This window comes from Paenibacillus tianjinensis, assembly GCF_017086365.1.
Taxonomy (GTDB): Bacteria; Bacillota; Bacilli; order Paenibacillales; family Paenibacillaceae; genus Paenibacillus_AQ; species Paenibacillus_AQ tianjinensis.
The window spans coordinates 3,529,004-3,544,590 of record NZ_CP070969.1 but is presented as its reverse complement, the minus strand read 5'-3'; the positions used below and the strand labels follow the sequence as shown (position 1 = coordinate 3,544,590).

The following is a 15,587-nucleotide window of genomic DNA, read 5'->3' as shown; positions in this document are numbered from 1 at the left end:
TTTGATAAGCCGGACGATCGAAACGTCGTAAACCAACCGGTAGAAATTCAAATGGAGGCTTGATCCAAGTGTTTGCACGAACGGGCAAAAAATGGTTGTATGGCTGGCTGGCGGCCGCTCTGTTTGTTGCATCGATCATTGTTCCAGCGGCACCTTCCCGGGCGGCTGGGGAGAATCTGCTGAGCAATCCGGGTTTTGAATCAGGGGATACAGGATGGGAGAAGTGGGGCAGTCCGGTTGTGGTGACAACGGAGCACCATGGGGGAGAAAAAAGTCTGCAGGTGAAACGGAGTACGGGCGGAGCATCTGCGTCAGTGGCAGTACAGCCAGGCAAAACCTATCGTGTCGGATTATGGGTGAAATTCGCAGCGACAGGGGTAACCAGCGCATCGGTGGATATGGATATCTTCGGCACGCAGCAAGGCAAACAGGTATTGCAATTCTCGGGCTCCACCAGCTGGGAATACCGGCAGCTGCTCTATACGCCGGCACCGGGTGTGCAGTATATCCGCCTGTCCTTCTGGAACAGTACGAGCAAAGACTACTTCATTGATGACGCGCTTATCCGGGAGAATGTCGATATCGAACGTCCGACTACACCCGGCGCTTGGCAGACCGAGCGGGAGCCGGATTCACTGATGCTGACCTGGTCCGGGTCGAGCGATGATATGGCGGTAGATTCCTACCAGCTGTCTTACAAAAAAACAGATGACCCTGCCTGGACTGTAGTGTCCGTACCGCATCTGGCGACTGTATCTGAGTACACCTATACACTGGGCAGTCTGGATCCGTTTTCCGTCTATGCCATTATGCTGCGTGCCAGGGATACGGCGGGTAACTTCTCCGATTCACGCATGGGGCTTGAAGCAACCCCGGGACCCAATCTTGTGGCGAATGGAGACTTTGAGAGTGGGCAGATTTCCCCGTGGAAACAAAAAGGAACGGTTTCGACCGTAACTTATGACACCTATTCGGGACAATACGCGGCCCAGCTCAATCCGGAATCTTTGCTTCAGACAGCCAAAATAACCGCTGACAGCAGCGATTATCTGGTGTCGTACTGGAGCAAGTCTGCGGCCTCGCCTCCTGGCAGCCTTACGGTAAATCTTGCTGTCTATCAGGATGACGGGAAGACTCTGCTTCCGGTCACTGCCAGCGCCGCTTCAGGCTGGACGCGTACTGTGCAGCAGCTGCACACCGGAAGCAGCGCCTCGTTCATGCGTCTGATGACTGCGAATGTTACAGGTGCAAATATCCTGCTGGATCAGGTCTTTGTTGGCGCCATGCCGCAGCTTCCGGCAGATCTTTCGCCCGGTGCTCCGGCAGGCTTTGCAGCCGGTAACATCGACGGCGTATCCGCGGAACTGGAATGGGCAGCTTCTACAGGCCCTTTTGGCGTAAAATCTTACGAAATTTCGTACAAAAAAGCCGCTTCCGGCACATGGTCCAGCCTCTCTATTCCGGCTGTTAACGGGAATCCGTTATACACGTACAAACTGGAAGGCTTATCGCCTGAAACCTTGTACGATATTGCAGTTAAAGCTGTGAGTGAAGGGACTGCTGTTTCCGCGGCAAGTACGCTTCAGCTGACTACGCTGAAGATGCATCCGGTCAATCCGGGGGCTTCCGAGGCCACCTATGCGCTGCTGGACCGCTTGTATGCGACGGTAGGAAACGCTGTTTATACGGGCCAGCATAACTATTACGAGGAGCCAACGAAGTGGTATGACATCGCTGCGGAGCTGACCGGCTACTATCCGGCTCTGTGGGGCTCGGATTTTGCTTACTACACCGGCGGAGACCTTGGTGAATTGCGCCAGGCCATGATTGACGAGGCGGTCCTTAAAGGGCAGGGCGGATCGATGGTCACACTGACTTACCACGAGCCGCGGCCGATGGATCCCGCAACCGCCGGCTGGGAAAGTGTTACAGGAGATGTGACGCTGGCCGAGATGACGGACATTGTCACCCCCGGTACGGCACTGTATGACCAATGGGCGGCACAGGTAGACGAGGTAGCCGGATATCTGGAGCAGCTTAGGGATGAGAATATTCCAGTCCTGTGGCGGCCTTACCACGAGATGAATGCCGAGTTTTTCTGGTGGGGGGCACGGCCGGAGCTGTTCAAGCAGCTGTGGAACAATATGTACGACCGGTTCACCAATCTGCATGGTCTGAATAATCTGATTTGGGTCTGGAGCCCGAATGCGGAAAGCTCCTGGGCATATGATTCGGCTCCTTATTATCCCGGCCATGACAGGGTTGACGTTCTGGCCATGGATATTTACAACAATGATTACCGTGATACGTATTACAGCAAACTGGTGCAGCTCAGCGGCGGCAGACCGATTGCCATTGGCGAGAACGGGGAGCTGCCGGACATGGAAATGCTGCAGAGCAAGCAATCCCGTTATGTGTATTTCATGACGTGGTCACAGTATTTGACCGATAAAAATTCGCTTAGCAGCATCCAGTCCCTCTACAGCCATCCCCGCGCCTTGAACAATGGGGAGACGGGCAACGGGCCGTACGTTCCTCCGCCTGCGGACAGCTATCTGATCGATGATTTTGAGGGCTACGGCGGATCTAACGGGAATCTGCGTAACAAATGGCAGCGCAATGTCTCCGGCAATGCGGCAACGGTTACGCTGGATACGTACCATATGAGCGGAGGCAGCTACGGTCTGAAGCTGGATTACACCGTGGGTAATCCCGGCTATGCAGGCGTATACCGCAGCATGGGCAAGGAATGGCCAGGGATGGAGGCGATTTCGTTCTGGCTGCAGCCCGACGGATCAAACCGGCAGCTGGCCGTGCAGTTCCATGAGACGAACGGGGAAGTATGGGAGGCCAGCCTGAAGCTTCAGGGTACTGCACCGGTGTTGGTGACGCTTCCGTTTACAGTGTTTGCCCGGCCGGGCTGGTCTACCGGAGGCAACGGAGTGATTGACCTCGGATCGATTAAGGAGTTTGCTTTCTATATCGCGCAGGGCAGCGGCACAGCCGGCAGCGGAACGCTGTATATCGATGACATTAACGCTGTCAAACTCCCGGAAGAAGCAGAATAAGCAGCGGTTTTCCGGGATTTTAGGGATCATTGCTGGACCACATTTTTCGTTGGCGGCGCTACTGGTACGTCCTTCCTGCTGGGCATAAGATAAAAGTGTAAAGCAAAGACACAGGAAGGATGACAATCGTGCAAATCGAACGAAGGGTGCTTAATTCGCAGAAAGGGAGTTCTGTTTCCTGGTGGTCCAGGTGGATCAGGCAGTGGGATTTACAGCTGATGGTGGTGCCGGCGCTGATCTTCATCCTCATCTTCAGTTATCTGCCTATGTATGGGGTACTGATGGCTTTTCAGGATTATCAGCTGTTTGGCGGATTTTTTAGCAGTCCATGGGTCGGGCTTAAGCACTTTGAAGCGTTTTTTAATTCACCTGATTTCTGGACGGTTATGCGCAACACGATTGTCATCAGCCTGCTCAAGCTGCTGTTTGGTTTTCCGGCCCCGATCCTGCTGGCGCTCATGCTGAATGAGGTGCGGCAGATGATGTTCAAGCGGATCATTCAGACGGTCAGCTATCTGCCGCATTTTCTCTCCTGGGTGATCGTGGGCGGGTTCGTCGGATCGATGCTTTCGACCGATAATGGAAGCGTTAACATGTTGCTGATGAGCCTTAATTTAACCACTGAGCCGATCAGTTTTCTGTCCGTGCCGGAATACTTCTGGGGGATTCTGGTCGCTACGGGAGTATGGAAGGAGATCGGATTTGCGGCGATTGTCTATCTGGCAGCGATTGCCGGCATTGATCCGCATCTGTATGAAGCCGCTTCCATTGACGGGGCGAGCCGGTTCAAGCAGATTCAGCTGATTACGCTGCCCTGCATCCGGCCGGTGATCATCATCTTCATGATTCTGGCTGTGGGCAATATTCTGAATGCCGGATTCGAGGATATCCTGATTCTGGCAACGAACCCGATTCTGCGGGATGTGTCCGATGTAATCGACACCTATGTCTACCGGATGGGGATATTGAACAGCAGGTTTTCTTATGCGGCAGCGGCAGGATTATTCAAGGCGGTCATTAGCGTCAGCCTGCTGGCAATAGCCAACAAGGCGGCCAGAAAAATGGGCTCAAGCTTATGGTAAGTTCAGTCTATGGGGAAGCGGGGAACAGGTTATGATGAAGCTGACGCGGGGCGATAAGATGCTGCAAGTATTGATTTATATCCTGCTGCTGCTGCTCGGCTTCGTCACCCTGTACCCTTTTTGGAACTCGCTGGTTATATCCTTCAATACGGGGGCGGACACGGCCTTCGGCGGAATTACGTTCTGGCCGCGCAGTCCGACACTCGACAACTATGAAGTGGTCTTCCATGACAGCCGGATCGGCCAGGCATTTCTGGTCTCTGTGCTGCGGACGGTAGTGGGGACGGTGCTGTCCGTGTTGTTCACGGCCATTCTGGCTTACGGGCTGTCGAGGCAGGAGCTCATGGGCCGGAAATATTATATGGTATTTTGCGTCATTACGATGTATTTCAGCGGCGGGCTCATTCCAACCTTCCTGCTGCTGCGCGAATTTGGCATGATGGACACCTTCTGGGTGCTGGTGATTCCGGGGCTGATCAGTGTCTATAACATGATTATATTCCGGACTTTTTTTCTGGGGCTGCCCGCAGGGCTGGCCGAGTCGGCGCGGATTGACGGCTGCAATCATATCGGTGTGCTGCTCCGCATTGTACTGCCAATTTCAGGGCCTGTTGTTGCCACCTTAGCACTGTTCACGGCAGTCTGGCACTGGAATGACTGGTTCTCAGCCAGCATTTATATCAATGATCCGAAGCTGATTCCCATTCAGACGCTGCTGAAGCAGATCCTCAATTCCAATATAGTCACGGATCAGCTGCAGTCCATCGGCATGAATGCGGCGGCGCAGGACCGGCAGGCGATGATGAAGTCTGTCACGACCAAATCGCTGATTATGGCCACGACGATGGTGGCGACGCTGCCGATTATAATGGTTTATCCGTTTTTGCAAAAATATTTTGTTAAAGGTGTGCTGATTGGCTCACTCAAGGAATAGCCGCATTACTGTGTATAGTAAGTATAAGAGGGGGTTACTCATTTGGAGCGTAAGAAAAGCTTGCCGCTGATGTCGGCTGTATTAGGTTTCGTGCTGCTTCTGTCCGGGTGCGGGGGAGGCAATAGTAATGCCGGTGTGCAAAGTACCGTGGAGCCAACCAAAGAACCGGCGGCTGCTACAGAGACGGCTGCTCCCGCAGAGACGGCAAAAGCCACAGCTGCTGCTGCAGGAAGTACGGTGAAACCGGTCACCTTCAGTTATTACAGTAATTATGACTGGGATACGACGGAGCCGTGGGGGAAGGATTCCACCACCGCATGGATCCGGGATAATCTTAAGGTCAATATGACAGCCGTACAATCAAGCGGGGCGGCCGAAACCAAGTTCAGCACGATGATCGCCTCAGGCAGTCTGCCGGATGTCATCATGATGGACCGCGGGGCTAATGTGGAGAGATTGCGTCAGGCAGGTCTGCTGGTAGCGCTGGATGAATACCTTGATAAATACCCTAATCTGAAAAATAACGCCGGAGAAGCGACACTCGGCATGCTCCGCTCGGACGACGGCAAGCTGTACCAGTTCCCGAACTGGTATACGTCAAGCCCGAACGGGAACGGCGGCTGGATCGTTAACCAGAAAATCTATAAAGAGCTCGGCTCGCCGAAGCTGGAAACCTATGATGATCTTTATGCTTACCTGAAGCTGGTAAAAGAGAAATATAGCGATGTTATCCCGCTTGAGATTGGTGCCAAGGGACGCGGGCTCGAAACGATGTATGGCGGCTTTGCCGAGAACAAACCTTACCTGGCTAAAATAAATCCGGTAGGCAATGAGCTGAAATCGATTTTTGAGGATCCTGTGTTCATTGAGAGCATGCAGTATGCCAGCAAGCTGTTCCGCGAGAAGCTGATTACCCAGGATGCCTTCACGCAGACGGGCAATCAGGTGACTGAGAAGCTGGTGACCGGCCGGGTGGCGGTCTATGCGGACGGCGATGTGGTCAATCCGGGCCGGGATGCCAACAATGCCTTGCGTACGGTGGATCCTGAGGGCGGCTACGACATTATCTGGCCGATTCATAAGGCGGGACTCGATCCTGCGAAGATTACACCGAACAATTACAATTCCCTCGGCTGGAATGTACTCGTCATTACCAAGAAGGCTAAAGACCCGGAAGCGATTTTCTCCTATCTGGACTGGTTAACCGGTGAAGAGGGGCAACGCATCATTAACTTCGGACGCCAGGGCCTGTACTGGGATGAGACCGATGCCGACGGTGTACCGATTCTGAATGAGGTTGGGCTGAACACACCGCAGAGCGATAAGGACAAAGAAAGAATCGGCCGGTTCAACTGGGTTGGCAACACGACCTTTATTGATCAGACCAAAGCCAAGATGGATGCCCAGCTGCCCGCAGAGAAGCAGAACTGGACGACACTCGCCCAGCAGAAGGTGACCTGGAAAACCTCCAGAAATTTCACGGAGTTTGTGAATCTCGATCCGCTGCCTGATTCCGAGGAGGGTACAATTGCCTCTGCCGTGAACGATATTTTCCAAGAGGTTTATGCCAAAGCACTCTATGCAAAAAGCGATGAGGAAGTGCTTGCCCTGTTGAACAAAGCTAACGAGGATGCCAATAAAGCCGGTTATGCGAAGCTGCTGCAGTTCCAGACCGAAAGATGGCAGAACAATCTTAGCAAGATGAAATAACGCTAGAGTCTGATGGAGCCGTGGGGTATACTGAAGCCAAGTGTACCCCTTTTAACTAATAAATGTAAATTTAGTCTGAGTCTGAACAGCATAAGCATCAATGGGGCAGAATCTTTGGTTTCATCTAAACGAATTATAAGGATGGGATGAAATGTACAAGGTGCTGCTGGTGGACGATGAGCTGCTTGATCTGGAGGGACTGAGGCGTTTCATAAACTGGGAAGCGCTCGGAATGTCTGTATGCGCTACGGCAAGCAGCGGATTTGAAGCAATGGAAGTGCTGGAGAACAACGCTGTTGATATAGTTGTCACCGACATCAAAATGCCGATTATGTCAGGAATGGAGCTTGCCCGCAGAGCGCTGGAGCTGAATCCGAAGCTGAAAATCGTGTTTGTCAGCGGCTATGAGGATTTCCAGTATGCCAAACAGGCGATCTCCATGAGTGCGTCCGGTTATGTGCTAAAGCCGGTGGACGACGAAGATATGCGCAGAACGCTGGAAGAAGTCAAGCTCTCCCTGGACCGGGAGCAGGCAAATACCCATCTCCGGCAGTACATTTCCGAGTCGGAGCCGCTGCTTAAGCGTGAACTTTTCAAGCAGCTGCTGGACGGAAGGCCGGATGAAGACAAGGTGCTGCAGATGCTGCAGCGGATCGGAATATCCTGGCATGCTGCCAGCCTATATACAGCGGTGCTGGAACCGGATGATTTGAACTGGAAGCTGAACGGCTACGGGGATGCCGTGAAGACGGGTATCGAGCAGAAGCTTGACACGGCAGTTGCGCAGTTTTGCGCCGGGGAGCGGATTCAGGCCTGCAGGCTGGATCGGTTCCATTTTGCATTCATTCTGGATAAGAGTTACGACAGCAGAAGGCTGCAAGGGCTGATTCATCAGGCGGTCAGCGGCACTCTGCTTACGGTCACCATCGGAATTGGCCCGGTTGTAAACCGGCTGAGCGAGCTGCATGAGTCGTTTCAACGGGCAAAGGAAGCGCTGGGGCTGAAGCTGTTCCTGGGCAAAGGCAGGCTGATCCACCCTACGGATGCCAAGGAGCCGATTTCAGCAAATGCTCGGGATCTGGACGGCATTCTGCAGTCCCTGTTTCAGGCGATGTCCTCTTACCGGCTGGTTGATATTGACGACTGTAATGAAGAGCTGTTCGTCTGGGTGGGCAAGATGGAGACAAAGCTGGAGATCTATCAGCTGATCCTGCATATTGTCTCGCAGCTGGACGCTTATCTGCATACGATTAACGAGGATTTCTACCTGCTGCTGGGGCTGGACCGGAAGCAGCTGGGTATTCTGTATCACCTGGAGACGACTCAGGACATGAAGTCCTGGCTCCGCCGCCGGATGTTCGAGCTATCCGAACGGCTTCAGCGCAAACGCCAGGGCAAGAAACGCAAGCTTGTTGAGGAAATCGAAGCCTATATTGAAGAGCATCTGGAGCATAATGTGATGCTGCGGGATGCCGCCAATCATTTTTCCTTCTCACCCAACCATCTGGGGCAGATTTTTTTTGAGGAGACCGGCATTTATTTCTCGGATTATGTCTCCTTGAGACGTCTGGAGCGGGCCAAACAGCTGCTCGGCGATCCCAAGCTGAAGGTCTATGAGGCTGCGAATAAGGTCGGCTACAAGAACCTGTCGCATTTCAGCAAGCAATTCAAGGATCATTATGGTGTCAGTCCGGGCGATTACCGGAGACATCTGTAACATGCGGCGCATGCTGAATATGCCCTTTGGCTATAAACTGATCCTGCCTTATGTGCTGTGTCTGCTGCTCGCTGTAGGTACGGTAGGGGGGTTCGCCTATACGCATTCCGTAAACTCGCTAAAAGAGAAGACGCGGGAGAATATTCAAGGCACACTGCAGCAGATGCGCGACAATATCCGTTATCGCACGGATAATATCGAACGGATATCCAATATGCTGTATTACAATTACAGTCTGCAAAGTGCACTTCGCCGCTACGATCAAGGCTGGTACAGCTATGAGACGATGACCAAGACACTGATGCCGGCGCTTGAGAATCTTCTAAACTATACGGGCAGTAATATAGGCTTGTCCGTCTATCTGCAGAACGACAGCCTGTCTGAGGTCTTCTATTATGACAATGGCCAGAATCCGCTGCTCTCGACCAAGCGGTATGAAATTTTTCATCTAAAGCGGATTGAAGCGGAGCCCTGGTACCGGGAGCTGAGGCTTTCTGAAACGATGGCGGGGCAAAGATTCTGGCGGCAGATTCTGCACGATGAGGCGAATGGCAATATCTCGCTGCTGGAGCGGATGGATGATGTACAGCGCGGCAAGAGCATTGGCCTGATCCGGATTGCGGTGCAGATCAGCGATCTGCTGGATTCTGTGGATTACCGGAAAATTGGCGGCTACAGTACACTGCGTGTGGTTGATGGAACCGGCAGGGTAGTCATAGAATCCTCACCGGAAAATGCAGATGGAAAGAGCGGCAATATAGAGCTGAACCGGCTGCTGCTCAGTGAGCCGCTGGATGGACTGGGCTGGGAGCTGCAGGCCTATGTTCCGAACAGTCTGTTCGATGAAAGTGCGGATAAGGTGCGCAGGATGACTTTGCTTGTCTGTCTGGTCAGCGCGATTGTACTGGCAGGACTCGGGATCGGGGTGTCGAGTTATTTTTCACGGCGGATTCAGAAGATTGTGGGCTCGCTGAATGATTTCCGGGACGGGGATTTTCAGAAGCGGATCAACTATAAAGGTAACGACGAGCTGGGACAGATCGCCGCAGCCTTCAACCGGATGGGTAGCAACATCGAAGAGCTGATTCACCGCAATTATGCTGTAAGCCTCCAGAAAAAAGAAGCGGAGCTTGAATCACTGCAGGCACAGATCAACCCCCATTTCCTCTACAATACCCTCTCCTCCATCAGCCGGCTGGCCCAGTTCGGCGATGTTCAGAAGCTGCAATTGCTGGTCCAGGAGCTGGCCAAATTCTACAGGCTCTCTTTGAACCGGGGTGAGATACTCACAACGGTGGGCAAGGAAATTGAACATGCGAAAGCATATATTGCCATTCAGTGTATCAAATATGGTGACCGGATGAATGTCTATTACGATATTGATCCTGAAGTGCTGGAATATATGACCGTCAAACTGATCCTGCAGCCGATGCTGGAAAATGCGCTGGAGCATGCCTGGTTTGGAAGCACCATCGGCATCCGGCTGGTGGTGGAGCAGCGCGATTCGGATATCGTATTCAAAGTCATCGATACCGGTGTCGGTATGAAAGCCGAGACGATTCAGCAGATTCTGGACCCTGACGGTCCCCGGATCGGTTACGGCATCCGTAACGTCGATTCACGGATTAAGCTGCATGGCGGCAGCCGCTACGGCGTCGTCATTGGCAGCCGCACCGGGATCGGTACCTGTATCCAGATCACTATTCCCCGCCGGATGTAGCGGCTTCGCTGCCTACTTTCGCGCCAAAAGGAGTTTCGGGCCTATTGAAAAAGTTCATCGCTACGGACAATTATGAAATTACATTGGAAGGCGGTTCCGCAGACTTTGAATCCGTGCTTTCACTGGAACATATAGAGAGCGGCGTACAAATTGTCACGCTTAGGCTTACAGCAGCTGCTCCGGCGTTGCCACCTAAGCTGTCCTTTACTTGGAGCTGTAAGGCAATAGATGTCCAAGGTTTGTGGCATCCCGCAGCGGAGCGGAGCCGGGGGCTGATTCCGGACTGGTGGGAAGGTTTCACCTCCAGATCGGCTTCATCAGCGCCTGTCGTCTGTCTTTACGGCATCCGTGGCAACAATGTGCTGAGCTTTGCCTGCTCGGATGTCATGAACCCGCTGAAGCTGCATGCAGGGTTGAATGAAGAGACGGCCAGCTTTCACTGCTCTGTGACACTGTTCACTGAACCGGGTGCGCCGCTGGCGTTTTATGAAGCCCTTCTGCGGCTGGATTCCCGCAGCATTCCGTACTTTCAGGCGCTGGCAGGCGTAGCAGACTGGTGGGCCGGCATCCCCGGCCATGAGCCTGCCCCGGTACCGGACACAGCCCGGGAGCCGATGTATTCCACCTGGTATAGCTTCCACCAGCAGCTGACACCTGAAGCGGTGGAAGCAGAATGCAGACTGGCCGCAGAAATGGGCTGTAAGGCGGTTATTGTGGACGACGGCTGGCAGACCTCGGATGCCGCCCGCGGCTATGCCTATTGCGGAGACTGGAAGGCAAGCGCCGGCAAAATATCCGATATGAAGGCTCATGTCGCAGCAGTGCAGGAGTCGGGGCTGAAATATATGCTGTGGTATGCAGTTCCGTTCATTGGCAGGCACAGCAGAGTATGGGAGCGCTTCAAGGACAAACTGCTCTATTTCCATGAAGGCTTCGGTGCAGGGGTAGCCGATCCGCGTTATCCCGAGGTGCGGGAATATTTGACCGGTATCTATGAGCAGGCGCTGCTGGAGTGGAATCTGGACGGGTTTAAGCTGGATTTCGTTGACAGCTTCTATGCAATTGCGGAGGATGCAGGGAGGACGGACGGCGGACGTGACACGGCCTCTGTTCCGGTGGCTGTTGATTTGCTGCTGGGCGGAATTATCAACCGGCTGCGCCGCTTGAAGCCGGACATACTGATCGAATTCCGCCAGAGTTATACCGGTCCCTTGATGCGCAAATACGGCAATATGTTCCGGGCGGGAGACTGTCCGAATGATGCGGTCCAGAACCGGATCAAGACGATAGACATCCGGCTCATCTGCGGCAATACAGCGGCTCATTCCGACATGCTGATGTGGAATTTGGAGGAGTCTGCCGCGGGTGCTGCGCTGCAGATTATCAACGTCCTGTTCGCTGTGCCGCAGATTTCCGTCCGGCTGGCAGAGCTGCCACAGTCACATATAGAGATGCTGACCTTTTGGCTTGGGTTCTGGCGCGGGCACCGGGATGTGCTGCTGGAAGGCAATCTTGAGCCCTGGCATCCGGAGCTGCTGTACCCGCTGGTCATGGCCCGGAATTCCCGGAAGCTGATCGCCGCCGCCTATCTGGACATAGTAATTCCCTTATCCGGTGAGCTTCCGGAAGAAGTGCTGGTGGTGAACGGTACGCTGCTTACCCGGCTGGTCCTGGAGCTGGACAGGGACGCCGGGCAGCGGCGGGTCATGATCCGAGATTGCCAAGGAAGTACCGTTTCACAGGTTTTGGCGGCCATGGGTAAGGGGATTCATGTATTGGAGGTTCCGGCAGCCGGAATGATTGCGATTCAGGCGGTGGTGACCTGATTTCATCCCGGCTTCGGCTTAAGCTGCTCCGTGGCTGGGTGGATGAAGAGGGACGCTGCCTTTAAGGAGACTGCCCATGTTATAATACTTCTAATATATAAATATGGCAGCGGACCTTCGAGAATGGATCGTAAGGCCGGAAAGGTTGAGGAAAGATGCAAATAAGCAAAACGAATGCCCTGCGGATGCTGGACGCCAAGGGTATCAGCTATGAAATCCATCTATATGACAATGAGGATGGAGCTGTCCACGGGACAGCGGTTGCCGAGAAAATCGGCAAGGCGCCGGAGACGGTCTTCAAGACATTGGTCTCACACAGCGGGCCGAACCTTTATGTGTTTGTCATTCCTGTAGCCGAAGAGCTCGATCTCAAGAAAGCCGCCAAGGCCGCCGGGGAGAAAAAAGTCGAGATGCTGCCGCTGAAGGATCTGCTGAAGTGGACAGGTTATGTCCGGGGCGGCTGTTCTCCTGTCGGGATGAAGAAGCTGTATCCGACATTTATCGAGCACAGCGCAGAAATTCTCGACACGATGGCCGTGAGCGCGGGTAAGATCGGCATGCAGATGGAGCTGGCTCCGCAGGAGCTTGCCGGCATGACCGGAGCCGTATTTTGCGAGCTAATCAAATAACACCGGCATAGAGAAAGCAGTGGCCCGAAGATTCTCCGGGCCACTGCTTTTTTGCTGCCTACTTTGCTGTTTTGTTGGCTCAATACTAACATCAGTGCTTGACCGGCGATGGAAATAATTAAAGTAATATCCCTATTAAAGGGATTCTCCCCCTCTATTTCTATGTCCGACGCGCCATTCAGGAAATTAGTGGGAATTATGCTGTTAGTCTTAAAAGTGGACACCCGTTAAAAGCCCAGAGATAATGAGATTAACGAGGAGGTGTCCACATGAGTGGAACACGAAAAAGCTATAACGACGAGTTTAAAAAGCAGACGGTAAAGTATATCCAAGAGCAGACCAAGACGGTGGCGGAACTGGCCCAGGAGCTCGATATCCCTGCAAAAACCCTACATCAATGGCTAGGAAAATACCGGCAGTTTCAGAGTGAGCCTGTGTCCAGTCCGGAAAAGGTTAAAGAGCTCGAGCGCCAGCTGAAAGAACGAGATCGGCAACTGGCCGACTTGGCCGAGGAAATGGAAATTTTAAAAAAAGCAGTGCACATCTTCAGCAATCCAAAGAACTGAGATTTCAGTTTATCGAAGATCACCGCTCCCGGTATTCTGTGGAGAAGATGTGCAGCACCCTCGAGGTATCAAGGAGCGGGTATTACAAGTGGAGAACCGCAAAGCCAAGTCTACAAGCAGCCCGGAAAGCGCTGCTGTGCCAGCGGATTACCTATTATTTTCACGATACAAAGGGCCGCTATGGCAGTCCCAAAATCACGATTCTCCTGCAGCGTGAAGGCCATGTAGTCAGCGAGCGCACCGTAGGGAAGTACATGAGAGAGCTGGGTTTCCGGTCCTGTGTAGCAAAGAAATTCCGCGTGAATACGACCGACTCCAACCACGATTTGCCTGTTGCACCTAATTTACTGAACCAGCAATTTTTCACCGAAAAACCGAATCAGACTTGGGTCGCAGACATCACCTATATCCCCTGCCGGGAAGGGCGGATGTATCTCGCCAGCGTGCTTGACCTCTGCACCCGGGAAATCGTAGGTTGGAGGCTGGGCGACCGTATGACCACCGATCTTGTTTTAGGTGCCCTGGACGATGCTTACAAGGCTAAACGCCCCAAGAAAGACCTCATCCACCATTCGGACCGCGGATCACAATATGCCTCTGCCGACTACCGAAAACAGTTGAAGAAATACCGCATGAAGGCAAGTATGAGCCGCAAAGGCAACTGTTACGACAATGCCTGTATTGAATCTTTTCATAGCCTGTTGAAAAAAGAGTTTGTGTACTGTACTCGATTTAAAACAAAGAAACAGGCCTATGAAGAAATCTACCAGTACATTGAATTTTTCTATAACCGCAAACGAATCCACGGCGCTCTGGGCTACATATCTCCGGTCCAGTTCGCCGCGAAATTCAAGCGAAAAGCAGCTTAATTTTGTCTTTTGGTGTCCACTTTCTTGACGGAGGTCCATTATGCCCTCTAATGTTGGAGATTTCCCTTTTGGAGCGGGTAGAGTGAAGATTATAGGGACAATTTCCCTTTAATCTCAAAATAAAGGATGGCGTAAAGTAAGTTGTGTACCAAGATTTGGAGCCTAGTCAGGCAACAAAAAAGTAGGGTATTCTCGGGATTGCGAAGTCCACCAAGAAAGGAACCCTACTCGATGACTATTCTACCCGAAAACATGTTAAATAATCTATTTGAAAATCTTGTCACCCAGTTTGTAAAAGATAATCTGGAGTCCATTATGAAAGCGGAAATCCAGCAATTCATGACCAGTGATGAGGCAGGGAATCACAACAGCCGTAACGGATACTACACCCGGGATCTGCACACGAAATACGGTAATGTTGAGGATCTGGCCGTTCCTAGGGACCGTCAGGGAGCTTTCCAAACGCAGTTGTTCGAGCCCTACCAGCGGCGGGACGGATGGCTGGAGGAGGCCGTCATCCAGATGTACAAAAGTGGCATGGGAACGCGAGATGTGGCCCGGTTCATTGAAAGTATGTTCGGCAGCCACTACTCACCCACCACCGTCAGCAACATTACAGCTACGGTACTTGACGACATTCATCAGTGGCAGAAACGCCCGTTAAACAAACGCTACTCCGTGATCTACCTGGACGGCCTATATGTGAAGCTCAAGCGCAGCACCGTGAGCGGAGAAGTCGTTTATTTCGCCATGGGTATCGACGAAGAGGGTCACCGGCAGATCCTTGGCTTTTACGTAGGCGGCCAGGAGAGCGCAAACGGCTGGCGTGAGGTGCTGAAAGACCTTTACAACCGTGGTGTCCAGGAAGTCTTGCTGGGCGTATTTGATGGGCTGCCGGGACTCGATGCAGCGTTTCGTGAAACCTATCCGAAGGCGGATGTGCAGCATTGTATCGTCCACAAAGTGCGTTCGACCTTTCCGAAAATTCGAGTTCAGCACAAAACGGAAGTCATTGAAGATCTGAAGACCATCTACACGGCTGCAGACCATGATCTGGCCCGGGCTGCGTTTGACACGGTGAAGGCCAAATGGGGCAAGCTCTACCCGAAAGAAATGCGGTCCTGGGAAGAACAGTTACCGACGCTGCTGACCTTTTACAAGTATCCCGTGCTCATAAAAGAAGCCATCTACACATCCAATCCGATTGAACGAATGAACAAGGAAATTCGAAAACGCCTGAAGCCGATGAACAGCCTCACGAATATGGATGCGGCAGAGAAAATTGTCTACCTGGACGTCATCGATTACAACGAACGTTTTAGCGAACGGGTCATTCGCGGCTTCGGCGATCTGGAAGTAAAGAAGAAACTAAATGAGATGTTTGAAGAGCGATATCCAGCGCAGGCAGAGCCAGAGAAGTAACTCGAAATCCCTTGTTCTTTGGGGCGGGGTCTCCCCCGCCCCAA

The 15,587-nt window shown here is 52.7% G+C and carries 10 protein-coding genes and 1 pseudogene; all 11 read left to right on the top strand.

What is annotated here, in order from left to right:
* The first annotated feature begins 68 nt into the window (after positions 1–68).
* The 11 genes and pseudogenes from JRJ22_RS15955 to JRJ22_RS15905 all read left to right on the top strand — a co-directional run bounded on the left by JRJ22_RS15955 (position 69) and on the right by JRJ22_RS15905 (position 15,543).
* A complete protein-coding gene (locus JRJ22_RS15955; protein WP_206100479.1) occupies positions 69–3,068 on the top strand; it encodes a glycosyl hydrolase in 3,000 nt (999 codons plus the stop codon).
* A gap of 218 nt (positions 3,069–3,286) precedes the next feature.
* A complete protein-coding gene (locus tag JRJ22_RS15950) occupies positions 3,287–4,150 on the top strand; it encodes an ABC transporter permease (RefSeq protein ID WP_408637902.1) in 864 nt (287 codons plus the stop codon).
* Between the two features lie 31 nt (positions 4,151–4,181).
* Entirely contained in the window at positions 4,182–5,084 is a 903-nt protein-coding gene (locus JRJ22_RS15945) for a carbohydrate ABC transporter permease (RefSeq protein WP_206100477.1), read from the top strand.
* Between the two features lie 69 nt (positions 5,085–5,153).
* Positions 5,154–6,794 (top strand): extracellular solute-binding protein, encoded by a 1,641-nt coding sequence (locus JRJ22_RS15940; RefSeq protein ID WP_206105161.1) that lies wholly within the window; start codon positions 5,154–5,156, stop codon positions 6,792–6,794.
* Between the two features lie 151 nt (positions 6,795–6,945).
* On the top strand, positions 6,946–8,511 hold the full coding sequence (locus JRJ22_RS15935; RefSeq protein WP_206100476.1) for a response regulator: 1,566 nt from the start codon (positions 6,946–6,948) through the stop codon (positions 8,509–8,511).
* Between the two features lies 1 nt (position 8,512).
* Positions 8,513–10,231, top strand: coding sequence for a cache domain-containing sensor histidine kinase (locus JRJ22_RS15930; RefSeq protein ID WP_206100475.1), 1,719 nt, complete (start codon positions 8,513–8,515; stop codon positions 10,229–10,231).
* Between the two features lie 44 nt (positions 10,232–10,275).
* Positions 10,276–12,057 carry a glycoside hydrolase family 36 protein gene (locus JRJ22_RS15925; protein ID WP_206100474.1) on the top strand — a complete coding sequence of 594 codons (1,782 nt, stop codon included), beginning with the start codon at positions 10,276–10,278 and terminating at the stop codon, positions 12,055–12,057.
* 155 nt (positions 12,058–12,212) lie between these two features.
* Positions 12,213–12,686: a Cys-tRNA(Pro) deacylase gene (gene ybaK, locus JRJ22_RS15920; protein WP_206100473.1), complete on the top strand. Its 474-nt coding sequence runs from the start codon at positions 12,213–12,215 to the stop codon at positions 12,684–12,686.
* A gap of 269 nt (positions 12,687–12,955) precedes the next feature.
* On the top strand, positions 12,956–13,252 hold the full coding sequence (locus tag JRJ22_RS15915) for a transposase (protein ID WP_206100472.1): 297 nt from the start codon (positions 12,956–12,958) through the stop codon (positions 13,250–13,252).
* Positions 13,246–14,121: pseudogene (locus tag JRJ22_RS15910) on the top strand (IS3 family transposase); the annotation flags it as partial. The gene JRJ22_RS15915 and the pseudogene JRJ22_RS15910, both read left to right, overlap by 7 nt.
* Before the next feature lie 231 nt (positions 14,122–14,352).
* Positions 14,353–15,543: an IS256 family transposase gene (locus tag JRJ22_RS15905; RefSeq protein ID WP_206100471.1), complete on the top strand. Its 1,191-nt coding sequence runs from the start codon at positions 14,353–14,355 to the stop codon at positions 15,541–15,543.
* Positions 15,544–15,587 lie beyond the last annotated feature (44 nt).